The organism is Effusibacillus consociatus (genome assembly GCF_042652925.1).
In the GTDB taxonomy this organism is placed as follows: Bacteria; Bacillota; Bacilli; order Tumebacillales; family Effusibacillaceae; genus Effusibacillus; species Effusibacillus consociatus.
The window spans coordinates 14,365-26,447 of record NZ_JBHSHC010000090.1 but is presented as its reverse complement, the minus strand read 5'-3'; the positions used below and the strand labels follow the sequence as shown (position 1 = coordinate 26,447).

Below are 12,083 nucleotides of genomic sequence, written 5' to 3'. Positions count from 1 at the left end.
AGATCTTTTAATCCAAACGTTCAATGATAGTCGCATTCGCCATACCATGACCTTCACAGATCGCTTGCAGCCCGTAACGTCCACCCGTCCGCTCCAATTCATGAAGCAGCGTAACCATGACACGTGCTCCGCTCGCACCAAGCGGATGCCCGAGAGCAATTGCGCCACCGTTGGGGTTGAGTTTGGCGGGATAGGCCCCTGTTTCCGCCAACCACGCAAGCGGTACGGGCGCAAACGCTTCATTCACTTCGTAAAGATCCATATCATGAATTGTCAAGCCGGCTTTTTGCAGCACTTTATGGGTTGCCGCAATAGGACCGGTAAGCATCAATGCGGGATCCGACCCGATCACCGAACGGGCAACCACTCGAAAACGCGGTTTTATTCCCAATTCTTCAGCTTTCTCCCGAGACATTAAAAGAACAGCCGCGGCGCCATCGCTAATTTGGCTGGCATTTCCGGCATGAATTTTGCCATTATCAAGAAACGACGGCTTGAGCGCTGCCAGCTTTTCGATCGTGGTCTCCTTTCTTGGTCCTTCATCCTGTTTCACGATGCTTTTTGTCCCATCTGCCAGCGTCACCGCGACGGGCATAATTTCCCGGTCAAATCTTCCTTCTTCCTGTGCTTTGAGCGCTTTATGATGACTCTCCAATGAAAATTCATCCAATTGGCTCCGGCTCAACCCCCACTTATCCGCCATTCGCTCAGCCGATATACCCTGGTTGAACACCCCGTAACGGGCGGTTAATTTTTCATTCCATTGTGCACCCTGCAAATTCGAGAACATCGGGACACGAGACATACTCTCAACACCGGCGGCTACAACAACGTCCATATCTCCGCTCAGAATCGCCTGGGCCGCAAAATGTACCGCTTGTTGACTGGACCCGCATTGACGGTCAATGGTCACGCCCGGCACTTTAATGGGATAGTCGGCAAGCAAAGCAGCAATTCTTGCAATGTCAGCCGCTTGTTCCCCTACTTGTGATACACACCCCATAATTACGTCTTCAACAATTTCTGGAGTAATACCAGCTCTTGTTACAAGTTCCTTTAATACTTCCGCAGCCAAGTCATCAGGCCGAACTCCGCTTAACGCTCCGCCACGACGCCCGATGGCCGTCCGCACTGCTTCAACAATCACAACTTCCCGCATCATGATCCTCTCCCTTTTCCTTCAATTGACGGTATCCTTATTCCCGGTATGGTCTTTGAAATCTGACCGAAGCTTATATTTCAGTACTTTTCCTGACGCATTGCGCGGCAGTTGATCGACGATCAGGATTACGCGAGGGATCTTATATCCGGCCAGCGACTGGCGGCAGAACGACTGCAGTTGTTCCCGGTCGATCGTTTGCCCCGGTTTAGGGACAATCACCGCCGCCACCATCTCTCCCCACACTTCGTGCGGGATTCCGATCACAGCCGCTTCCAACACTTGCGGATAAGCGTATAAAATCTGCTCCACCTCAACCGAGTAGACGTTCTCTCCCCCGGAAATAATCAGGTCTTTTTTCCGGTCAACCAACGATATCCTTTCATGAGGGTCTCCCCGCGCAGAACCAACTCTCCTACTTTCCCCGGCGGCACGTCTTCGTCCACATCATCAACAACCCTCGCCTCCGTATGGAACATCGTCAAACCGCTCGCTCCCAGCTTCGTCTTATGGTCCTCCGGAGTCAAACAAATCCCGCCCGGACCGGCTTCCGTCAAACCACACAGATTGTAAAACTGATCGGTCCCGAACATCTCCATGCTCTGCTTAACGATCTCCGGTGCCATCGGTGCCGCCCCATATGCGCAGCGGGATACGGTGGACAGATCAAACTGCTCACGGTTGGGCACCTGCAGCAGGTAGGTGTACATGGCGGGTACTCCAAAGAAAAACGTGATCTTATGTTCCTGTATCGCCTTCATCGTCTCAAGCGGATGAAAATCCCGTTGAATTACATGACCGGTTCCCAAAAAGAACCCGGGGAGCAAAAGCAGGTTGAGTTGGGCAGAATGGAACAGCGGCGCCAAATGTAACAAACGGTCGTTTGTTACAAGACCTAAAACGGCCATCATTTTAATGCCGACCTGCATAATGCGGCGATGATCGAACAAAGCCCCCTTGGGACGCCCGGTTGTACCGGATGTATAAAGGATCTCCAAGTCATCATGTTCGTGCACCACTACGTCAGGTTCCTCTTCACTGTCTGATAAAATCCGTTCGTAAGCCAGGTGCCTTTGTACCGTTGGGGTTCCCACAACAATTACCTGTTCGACAGCCGGCAGATCGCTGCGCGCCTCTTCGATTAATTCTCCGTAATCCGCATCACAGACAACCAGACCGGTATCCGAATGATCGAAGGTAAACCGGGCGGAATTGACATGCTTTACCTGTTCCTTATAGTACGCAACTTGGTTTTCCAACACGTCCAACCTTCGCAGCACATCGCGTACCTCGTGCAGCTGCCGGAATAAAACCTTGCCGATTGCCCCGATAATGCGACCATCCTGAATCACGGGAATGCTCTGTACCAGATAACGAATTCCGTTCGATTCCAAAACGTCACTCAGTTCGGCGACGCCTGTCTCCAAAGCCCGGATCAGTTCCAATTGAGGCAGTACTTCTTTCAACGGTTTGCCGATACAGACTTCCTTATCCAAACCGAACAACTCCGCCATCGGTCGATTCAGGAAGATAATCTCCCCTTTTTCATTCACCATCACAAGTCCGTCATAGGCGTGTTCAATCGTGGTATCCAACAGCTTTTGCCACTTTTTCACCATTTCGAGTTCTTCTGCCATCTCTTCCAGGTCGGAGACATCCTGAAAAAGACCGATTAGACCTGAGTGACCATTAATTGTCGTGTAGCGAGAGAGGCGCATCACCGTACGGATCTGGCCAATCTGGACACGACCGCTTTTTTTCACCAGATCCGGAGAGAACTTGATGTTTGGGAGAACAGTCCGCAAAGGAAGTCCGATCAAGTTTTCAGGCTCTTTTCCCAACATCTTGCAGAGAACTTCATTGACGAACAAGATGTTCTCTTCCTCATCCGTTACAAATGCTCCCAAATGTGTGAAGTGAAGTACCGCCTCCAACTGTTCTTTCAGAGACTGGGACATCCGAAAAAGGGACATGATCATGTCCGTTTTTGTAAACAGCCCCATTACACGCCGATCATGGTCAAGTACGATTCCTGTACCCACCTTACTGTCTTTGACGATCTCCCCAATGTCTTCATAAGGAGTGTCAAAGGGCAGGGCCACGGCATCCCGTTTCATACAGGAACGGATTGGAGTCTCCAGGGAAAGACCATCAAGTAAAATCTGGTAGAGAATCGGACGGGTGAAGACTCCTATCAATCGCTGTGATTCATCTGTGACAGGAATGATCTCGAATTTGCTTTCCTTCATGTATCGGATCGCCGTTCGCAAACTGTCTGACGGCAGCAGACACGAGCGAATCGGGGACATTATGTCTTTTAGAATCATCAGGATCCCCCCCTGAATCTATTCTACTATACCCCAGGAGCAACGGTAGGAACCAATTCAATTTCGTCCTCCGGTTTAAATAAAAACACCCTCCTGTTTATCGAGGGTGCAATCAGAACGTTAACTTATAAGCTTATTTTCTACTCTGCGAATTTCCCGAATGCATCGAATGCCTAAAATTCCGCTCCCTTTCTCCATCTCCAGATTTGCAATCAACTCCAACTCACGATAAGACGATGCTTCTAATTCGATTTGATTAAGGCCGGTTAAAGTAAAGTATTCAACAATAAACTTCATCCATTATCACCTCATAGGAGTTGAATGATGCACTGCCATTAACTTTATAACCATTTTAAAATCGGGTTGGAGTCCTGTAAACAAATGTTTTCCGTGTTTTTCTGTCAAGTTTCGACAAACAAAAGAGCCTAACCCGACGATTCCGTAGCAGGTTAAGCCCTTGAGAAAAATATGTAATGAACCATTACATATGAATTATATTTTAGAATCCGACAAATTTCAACAAAAATGTACTCCGTTTGAAGGTTGAATGTAAGATTCACTCTACCGTCAAGCTTTTCGCGAGATTACGCGGACGATCTACGTCGTGCCCTCGAACCGTTCCGGAATAATAAGCCAGAAGCTGGAGAGGAATAGCAGCCAAGATGGGCATTAACAACGGGTGGGTCGAAGGGATAAACAGCACCTGATCCACCACTTCTCCTATCAGATCGTCACCGATTGTAGAAATTCCTACGACAAAGGCCCCTCTTGCCTTGACTTCTTTTATATTGCTGATCAATTTATCCAAAACCGATTCCTGTGTGGCCAATGCTATTACGGGTACTCCCGGGGTGATCAGGGCCATCGTCCCATGTTTCATTTCGCCGGCAGCATAAGCATCGGCATGAATATAGGCTACTTCTTGGAGTTTCAAGGCACCCTCCAGAGCCAGAACGTAATCCAACCCGCGTCCGATAAGGAAAAGATGATCCTGATCATAGGTGATTTGGGCGAACTGATCGATTGCTTCTTGTGTCATGATCAATGTGGATTCCACATCCCCGGGTAGGCACTCCAGCGAATCCACGAGACTGCGGATATGACTTGTTCCTGGTCCGTCTCCCTTTTTTGCAAGCCAGATGGATAATAGAATCAGAGCCACAATCTGGGAGGTGTAGGCTTTGGTAGATGCCACAGCCAATTCAGGACCCGCCTTGGTATAAATGGTGCTGTCTGCTTTACGGGCGATGGAACTCCCCGCTGTATTTGTAATGGCAATAACCGGGCAACCGGATTGTTTGGCTTGTCTAAGGGCGGAAAGAGTATCCGCCGTTTCACCGGATTGACTCAAAACGATCACCAGGCTGGGTTCGTTTGAAGGTTGATGATTGTATGTAAACTCTGAGGAAAAAGTGGCTTCTACCGGAATACCAAGAAATTGTTCGATTACTTTTTTACCCAGCAGTCCGGAATGATACGAGGTGCCGCTTGCCACGATGTATATTTTTCTTAACCTCTTAACCGATTCTTCGTCCCAAATCGATTCCAGCTCCGGAAGGTTCACTCCGTGGGGAGTCAATCGTCCGAGGAGCGTTTCTTCTATCGCCTTGGGTTGTTCGAATATTTCCTTCATCATGTAATGCTGATACTCATTCAGTATTACATCCTGTACGTTCCATTCAACCACAATTCTCTCAGGTTCCAGGACATCTCCATTGAAATTTTTCACTACAACTTTTTCCGGAGATAGAATCACGATTTCTCCATTTTTGATCGGATGAATCTCCCGAGTATACGATAGAATTGCAGGAATGTCTGAGGCGAGAAAAGCCTCTTCTTTCCCAAATCCCAGAACAAGGGGGTTATCCTGCGAAACGCCAATGATCGTGTTAGGCTGTTCACGACTTACTATGGCCAAGGCAAACGATCCCTTTAACATAGGGAGAACCTTCAGCACTGTTGTTTCAAAATTACCAGTGTCGTATTCCTCAAGTAAATGGGGTATTACTTCGGTGTCGGTATCCGTTATAAAGGAATGTCCCTTTTGACTCAAACTTCTCCTCAATTGTGCGTAGTTTTCAATGATTCCGTTGTGAACCACGAAAAACCGGTCACTGCATCCGGACAAAGGATGGGAATTCGTAACAGAGGGAATTCCGTGAGTGGCCCAACGGGTGTGTCCAATCCCAAGGGTACCTTGGAGGATGGGGTCATCTCCCAATAAGGATCGTAAATTCTTAACTCGGCCTACTGTTTTCTTAACCTCAATGTCGTAAAAGTTGGAAATCGCAACTCCTGCGGAGTCATAACCTCGATAATCCAGTTTCTCCAAACAATCCAGAAGAATGGGAAGTGCGTTCCGTTTTCCCAAAAAACCGACGATACCGCTCATCGCCTTCCCCCCGTTCAACTGTTCTCTTGCACCGTTTTATTATAACGAATTCACTGTAAATCAGCCAGTTAATTGCAACATAACATTGTTGCGTTTTTAAACCGAAAAAAAGGACAAGTAAAGGAAAAACAATTTCCCTTTCCCCTGCCCCGTTTCAAGATTCATGGAGATGGATTCTGCCCGGACAATTATTGACCGGCAGACTCTTCTTTCGGACGTGTAAAGAAGAAAATGAAAACAGCAAGAAAAGCGGCGATATAAAAAACAGTGCCTTTCGGCGGTCTGATGGAAGGGGTGTCTGGCAAAGCCATATTGCACACGTTCCTTATCATTTCAGTTTATGAATCCCACACTTGCGAAACACTTCCTTGCGAAAGTCAGTTATAAACCTCCGTGTGGTTGGGATATACGCTTCTGTCTTCTCGCGTCCAAAAATAGGACCGCTGACCACGATGGTAAACCCGCCGGATGTAAGTAAGGTTCCAACAACGTTGATCTCCCCGATGATTAAAAGCAGCGCGGTTAGAACATCCACGAAGTCAAGGACAAGGTTGGCGCTTGGAGCTTCTTCAACCGCTTCAGAACGTTTTCCACCTGTAACAGGGCCGGCCAGTGAAAGAGAAAAGCTCGCTCCGGTAGTGAAAAAAACTCCTCGAATGGTGATTTGGCCGGTTAACAGTAATGCCGCTGTGATCAGATCGAGCATCAGATAAACGGACTCAACGATCTTTTGAGGCTGGCTCTTTCCCCCTTCATTCATGGTATCACCTCAATCGTAAAAGGAACCTAACGATACTACATTAAATGTTTACCTTAAAGGAATTGGAACGGCTAACCATGAAAAAATGGGCTCGTGCCCGCCTGCCAGGTCATGAACCGTTAAGACGATAGCCTAGAACCGACTTTACAGCCTCTTTTATTTCTTTGTAGCCCGTGCATCTGCAGATATTGGACTGCAGCCATTCTTCGATGACATCATCGCTTGCATCCGGATGGATGTTGATCAGCGCAAAGCTGTTCATTATAAATCCGGGCGTACAATACCCGCATTGAAAAGCATTTTTTTCAATAAATGCTTTTTGAATGGGTGTATTGTTAAGACCTTCAATTGTCGTTATCTGATTTCCCGGTGCCTCAACGGCCAGCATAATACAAGATTTAACGGGCCAACCGTTTACCAGTACAGTGCACGCACCGCAATCGCCATTCAAACACCCTGGTTTCGCACCGGTGAGTCCAAGCTGTTCCCGCAGAACATATAGCAGAGTATCTGCCGTTCTGGCGGTCACATTTCTGGTTTCGCCGTTAACCTCAAGAACGATTGCAAATTTTGTTGTCACTCCCTCACCCCTTCCAGCGTTTCTAAAATCTCGAACAATGTATTTTTCAGAACAAACTCCCTGTATTCGGATGAACCTCGTATATCGTCTATTATGGGAGCGGGCAAATGGCTGATTGCCCGATCGATCCGGATCTCTAAAGGAAGATTCTCATTATTCAAATCGTCTTCCATCTCGAGTGATCGAAACGGGAAAGCACACACTCCACTGAATGCCGCCCGGATCCGATTCTCTTTTTTCAGAGCAGCAATCGTAACCAGGGGATAATCGATTTTCTCCAACTTCCTCTTCTTCACACTGACATAAGGCAACTCGGCATAACTTCGATCTGTTCGTACCTGAACAAAAAATTCCCCTTTTTCCAATTGCAATTCCCGAATGAAGACGGAATTGATCGGCATCACTTTGATACCTTTGGTACCTGCTAGAACAACTTCGCTGTCAGACAATAAAAACGGCAGTACCGCTTCTCTGTAAATAATGGAGCCGCAGATGTTTCCCCCCAGTGTAATCTTGTTGCGTGCCGTATGATCTGCCGCCCTTCCGGCGGTTTCCGTAAGCAGAGGAAACACATTCGCTTCCGAAAGATGAGTCAGTGTTAATGCAGTTCCGATGGTAAGCTGATTCTTTCGAATCTGAAGTGCGTTGCATTCGGGAATCCCTTTTATATCAATGACCGCTTTAGTAAACAGGAGGTTTAATCGAGCCATTGTAATGATCTCTGTGCCGCCGGAATAATAGATGGGCTTTTTTCCTTGCAGGCTTAACTGTTGAAATAATCTTACCGCCTCTAGTATGGAAGAGGGTTTGTAATATTCAAAATCAAATGAGATCATGGTTATCTCCCTTTTTCTTTCTCCAAATATACTCAGGGATTAACGGCAATTGATTCAGATCCGCTTGAGCTGCTATCGACAGGCTGTTTGCCAGTGCCGCCGGCATCCCGATCACCCCATGTTCTCCAATTCCTCGTGCGCCATAGGGAGCATCCACGTGGGGAGTTTCCACAAAATCGACTAAGTATTCGGGATTTTGTCCGTAGTGGATCACTTTATAGCTGCGAAACTGAGTATTTTGGACTCTGCCCAGATCATCGAACAAAAAAGATTCTCTGCTTGCAAAACTCAACCCCATGCTCATTCCGCCCATGATCTGTCCTTCCGCAAGTTTCGGATTCAGAACCTTTCCCGCGTCAATGACAGAGACCGCCTTTAAAATCTTGTAGGTATATTCTTTCGTATCCAACTCCACTTCCACTGCCTGGGCTCCCACGGTCCATTCGGGGCCCGGTACCCCTTTCCCCGTATCCGGGTCAAGAAAAGTTGTATGTCTGATTATATAACTCCCCCGTCCGATGACTTCCCTCCCGATTGTAATCCCGTCGGGATATTTGTAACCATGGGCGATGTCTTTGATCGCGATTCCAATGTTGGGATTGGCCCTTACAAATACCCTTCCACCTGCAACTTCCAAATCTTCGGGTGAGCATCTTAATACAGCGGCAGCTATATTACGCAGCTGGACAATAGCATCTTCAGCGGCATGCAGCACAGCCCTCCCCGCCATGAAAGTGCCCCGGCTGGCCACAGTTTTCCAATGTTCGGGAGAAACTTCCGTATCCACTTCCATCTTCACATGGATTTGGTTCACATCCACTTTCATTCTTTCAGATAATATTTGTGCCAGTACCGTTCTGGTGCCCGTACCAATCTCGACCACTCCGCAATTTAAGTTCATGCTGCCGTCACGGTTAAAGGTAAGAACGGCTCCCGATCCGGCATCCGTATCGATGGTGGACGTTTTCCAGAAACAGCTGACTCCTTTTGCCCTTACTTTGTGGGGGCCGATTTCAATTCTTTCCCCTTCATCCCATTGGATTAATTCTTTTAATCTCTCGATGCATTCGGGCAGATTTCCTACATTGCTGGCATCAAGAAGCGCTTGAGTCGGTGTGGTATCACCCGGAGCTATTGCATTCTTCAATCTCAATTCCAAACGATCCATACCGAGTTTATGTGCCAAAATATCCAGGGTTCTTTCCACGGCAAAGGTAAGCTCCGGATGGCCAAATCCCCTGAAGGGCGTTGCATATGGATGGTTGGTATACATGCATAACGAATCGCACCACACATTTTCGATACTGTAAGGACCTGTGCAGTCCACAGCCCCGGCTCTGCTTACATCGATCGCTTTATCTCCATATGCGCCGCCGTCAAACAAAAAGAGGATCTCGGCAGCTTTTAGCCTTCCTGCTGCGGTACATCCAAGCCTGACTTTTGCATCCAATCCGATGTGAACCGGGGAAGTGATAAAATCCTCTTCCCTTGAGTTCACAAGTTTGACGGACCGGCCACCGACGGCTTTTGAAGCCAAATAAACGAGCAGTTCGAGTTGTACGGGAGCCTTGCCGCCATATGCACCTCCGACTAACGGAGCTGTTACATTGATTTTTTTCTGCTCAACCTGGAAGAATTCACTGATCAATCTTTTTACCATAAAAGGGGATTGCGTGGAGGACTCAATTCTGATCTGTCCATCGGGTAAAATTTCCGCAATCGCGCACCTGGTTTCCATTGCAGCGTGATCGGAAGGAGGAAAAGAAAAAAAGGCTTCCACAATTACCCCGCTTTCCATCCATCCTTTCGCCATATCGCCTTTTCGTATTTTTGTACGGTGTGCTATGTTGGTGCCGGGTTCCGGATACACTTCTCTGGTCCGTTCGTAGCTCGCCAGATTTTCATGGATTATAGGTGCATCGCTCCTGATGGCAACGCTTGGAGAGTTGACAACCGGCAGCGGTTCATACTCCACTCTTATCACATCGGCGCCTGCCTTGGCTTGATATTCACTGTCGGCAACTACGACCGCCACCGTTTCACCGTGATACCTGACTTTATCTACTGCAATAGGGTATCTGTCCCTGATTTCTTCTCCGGTAAGAACCGGGCAATCCTGTCCTGTAATTACGGCTCGCACGCCGGGTACTTTCCAAGCCTCGTCGGTAGAAATGGATTTGATTCTTGCATGGGCATAGGGGCTTGTCGCCATCTTTGCATGTAACATTCCGGCTGTTATTCGATCATAGGTATATTTAGCCGCTCCCGTAACTTTATCCAAAGCTTCCTTTCTTGGAACACTTCGGCCTATTCCTATGAAACTCTTCATTCCCCCTGATCACTCCTTTATTTGACTATTCGTTGAGTGCCATAAATGAAATCTCCATACTACCCACATGAACAGAATATAGCCGAACAAGGAATATGCATATCTCCAGTCATTGCCGTGAACAAACCACCCTAGCTTTTCCGCAATCCGTTCCACAAGCGGCATTAAAATTCCAATTGAAAGGACAACCATCGCACGCTGTGTTGTCTTTAATTTCTTTGCGTAATAAACAAAGAAAGCTGTCATAATGGGCAGCAGGAACAATGTAAACGCAATATTGATTTTAAAAGTATCCGGAAAAGGTCTGACAGGAAAAGAATAGATCTTTTTTTCTACCAGAATGAGGTCCGCATACGTTCCCAACCAGGATGAAAATATCATCGTTGGCACATAGGATCGGATGGCATTCCCCGCATTAAATTTTGGGATGAAAGATCTTTTCTTGGGCCAAAATGGCAAGTTCGATTTTTTCCAATGTTTTGCAATATGCATTGACAATCTCACCATCCACTTCTTCCTTTAGGGGAATCAAATAATACAGGATTCTCCAATCTTCAAACCAATCGCCCCTGTCGGCTTCCTCATGCGGAACATCCTTCCAGGCATGAACCAAAGCAGGACTGTATAATCGTCTTGCCCCGGGCCTTAGTTTGCAATTTTCCGTACGCTGCTTGTAAGAGATTCCTGGCAATGTCTCGTTTACAGTGTTAAACAAATGCGGCCAATAATCCTTTCGAGAGCCTGTATGTGGATGCTTTGCTGCCCACTTCAAAACGCTTTGTAAAACAGCAGGGCGATTAAACAACAGTGCATACAACCGTTTTCCCAATAAAATCCGTTCATGAAGAGAAGCGAAATGATGAATCGTTGTACCGATAAGATCCGGTGGTTCCTCCCTGCCGTTTCCATCTTGTTGATACCGAGGGAATATGATTTGGTTAAGGCTCAAAACATCCTGGAGTTGAAACTCCACCGTTTTCAAAACTGTTTTTTGATAGAAAGGGTTTTGAATCACCCTCTGTTCCAAATAGCTTTGTTCATTTATTACAAGTGCAATTGCTAATCGATAACAGTCTTGATAGTTCCAAAAATGGTTCCATATCGTCAGCATAAAGACCGAGACATGAAAATAGGGCAACAGATAAAACAGATTTGCTTTTCTTTTAAGGCTCTCCTCATACAATAAAAGCTGCGGATACACATCCTGAAAGATCAACCAATTTCCACGTTCCAAAAAATTGAAATACTCCTGTTGTTCCTTTTTCGAAAGCAATCTGGTAAGCAGCTCTCCCTTTAAATCGGTCATGTTCCAACCGCCGTTCCTGGAGACCATATGCCCTAAAAATGCCCAGTGGATCTCGGGGTGACGACAGTAAAAATCATAATACGCCATCGTTCGGGTAACGTTGTTTCTATTTTTTTGGCGAGTTCGTTCTATGATTTGTTTAATTAATTTCCCATCTGCCGAAGGCAACTCTGTAATGTCAGCAATCAGTTCCTTCGAACCCTTACTGTTCTTTACTAATTCTTTCTTGATCGGGAGAAGGGGTTGAATCTGACTCTGTTTAAATTCCTCCCATTTCTTTTTGATGGTTGTGATTCTCATGCTATCTTTCCTCCGGCAGGACACTAGTGGAGAACAGGAGTGATGGGTAAGAGATTTTGCTCTTTTTGTTTTTAAGTGTATGTGTTTGATTTCG

The 12,083-nt window shown here is 46.8% G+C and carries 11 protein-coding genes; all 11 read right to left on the bottom strand.

Annotated elements, in window-relative coordinates:
• Window positions 1-7 precede the first annotated feature (7 nt).
• The 11 genes from ACFO8Q_RS10595 to ACFO8Q_RS10545 all read right to left on the bottom strand — a co-directional run bounded on the left by ACFO8Q_RS10595 (window position 8) and on the right by ACFO8Q_RS10545 (window position 11,989).
• Window positions 8-1,159, bottom strand: a complete 1,152-nt coding sequence (locus tag ACFO8Q_RS10595) for a thiolase family protein (RefSeq protein WP_380025746.1) — start codon at window positions 1,157-1,159, stop codon at window positions 8-10.
• 21 nt (window positions 1,160-1,180) lie between these two features.
• Window positions 1,181-1,531 carry a class I adenylate-forming enzyme family protein gene (locus tag ACFO8Q_RS10590; RefSeq protein ID WP_380025745.1) on the bottom strand — a complete coding sequence of 117 codons (351 nt, stop codon included), beginning with the start codon at window positions 1,529-1,531 and terminating at the stop codon, window positions 1,181-1,183.
• Window positions 1,507-3,486 (bottom strand): AMP-binding protein, encoded by a 1,980-nt coding sequence (locus tag ACFO8Q_RS10585; protein ID WP_380025744.1) that lies wholly within the window; start codon window positions 3,484-3,486, stop codon window positions 1,507-1,509. The genes ACFO8Q_RS10590 and ACFO8Q_RS10585 overlap by 25 nt, the downstream gene beginning before the upstream one ends.
• 120 nt (window positions 3,487-3,606) lie before the next feature.
• Window positions 3,607-3,783: a hypothetical protein gene (locus ACFO8Q_RS10580; RefSeq protein ID WP_380025743.1), complete on the bottom strand. Its 177-nt coding sequence runs from the start codon at window positions 3,781-3,783 to the stop codon at window positions 3,607-3,609.
• Window positions 3,784-4,042: 259 nt separating this feature from the next.
• Window positions 4,043-5,878: a glutamine--fructose-6-phosphate transaminase (isomerizing) gene (gene glmS, locus ACFO8Q_RS10575; protein ID WP_380025742.1), complete on the bottom strand. Its 1,836-nt coding sequence runs from the start codon at window positions 5,876-5,878 to the stop codon at window positions 4,043-4,045.
• A gap of 328 nt (window positions 5,879-6,206) precedes the next feature.
• Window positions 6,207-6,638: a hypothetical protein gene (locus ACFO8Q_RS10570; protein ID WP_380025741.1), complete on the bottom strand. Its 432-nt coding sequence runs from the start codon at window positions 6,636-6,638 to the stop codon at window positions 6,207-6,209.
• Between the two features lie 109 nt (window positions 6,639-6,747).
• The gene (locus tag ACFO8Q_RS10565; protein WP_380025740.1) at window positions 6,748-7,218 is read right to left on the bottom strand and encodes a (2Fe-2S)-binding protein; all 471 of its coding nucleotides are present in this window, start codon (window positions 7,216-7,218) and stop codon (window positions 6,748-6,750) included.
• The gene (locus tag ACFO8Q_RS10560) at window positions 7,215-8,054 is read right to left on the bottom strand and encodes an FAD binding domain-containing protein (RefSeq protein WP_380025739.1); all 840 of its coding nucleotides are present in this window, start codon (window positions 8,052-8,054) and stop codon (window positions 7,215-7,217) included. Before ACFO8Q_RS10560 ends, ACFO8Q_RS10565 begins: the two co-directional genes overlap by 4 nt.
• Window positions 8,041-10,371 carry a xanthine dehydrogenase family protein molybdopterin-binding subunit gene (locus ACFO8Q_RS10555; RefSeq protein ID WP_380025764.1) on the bottom strand — a complete coding sequence of 777 codons (2,331 nt, stop codon included), beginning with the start codon at window positions 10,369-10,371 and terminating at the stop codon, window positions 8,041-8,043. Before ACFO8Q_RS10555 ends, ACFO8Q_RS10560 begins: the two co-directional genes overlap by 14 nt.
• Before the next feature lie 21 nt (window positions 10,372-10,392).
• Window positions 10,393-10,875 (bottom strand): CBO0543 family protein, encoded by a 483-nt coding sequence (locus tag ACFO8Q_RS10550; RefSeq protein WP_380025738.1) that lies wholly within the window; start codon window positions 10,873-10,875, stop codon window positions 10,393-10,395.
• The gene (locus ACFO8Q_RS10545; RefSeq protein WP_380025737.1) at window positions 10,799-11,989 is read right to left on the bottom strand and encodes a DUF2515 domain-containing protein; all 1,191 of its coding nucleotides are present in this window, start codon (window positions 11,987-11,989) and stop codon (window positions 10,799-10,801) included. The genes ACFO8Q_RS10550 and ACFO8Q_RS10545 overlap by 77 nt, the downstream gene beginning before the upstream one ends.
• Between the last annotated feature and the right edge of the window lie 94 nt (window positions 11,990-12,083).

Coding starts and splice junctions, on each gene's coding strand:
- ACFO8Q_RS10595 (WP_380025746.1), bottom strand. CDS start 1,159: ATGCGGGAAGTTGTGATTGTTGAAGCAGTGCGGACGGCCATCGGGCGT.
- ACFO8Q_RS10585 (WP_380025744.1), bottom strand. CDS start 3,486: ATGATTCTAAAAGACATAATGTCCCCGATTCGCTCGTGTCTGCTGCCG.
- ACFO8Q_RS10580 (WP_380025743.1), bottom strand. CDS start 3,783: ATGAAGTTTATTGTTGAATACTTTACTTTAACCGGCCTTAATCAAATC.
- glmS (WP_380025742.1), bottom strand. CDS start 5,878: ATGAGCGGTATCGTCGGTTTTTTGGGAAAACGGAACGCACTTCCCATT.
- ACFO8Q_RS10570 (WP_380025741.1), bottom strand. CDS start 6,638: ATGAATGAAGGGGGAAAGAGCCAGCCTCAAAAGATCGTTGAGTCCGTT.
- ACFO8Q_RS10560 (WP_380025739.1), bottom strand. CDS start 8,054: ATGATCTCATTTGATTTTGAATATTACAAACCCTCTTCCATACTAGAG.
- ACFO8Q_RS10550 (WP_380025738.1), bottom strand. CDS start 10,875: ATGCATATTGCAAAACATTGGAAAAAATCGAACTTGCCATTTTGGCCC.
- ACFO8Q_RS10545 (WP_380025737.1), bottom strand. CDS start 11,989: ATGAGAATCACAACCATCAAAAAGAAATGGGAGGAATTTAAACAGAGT.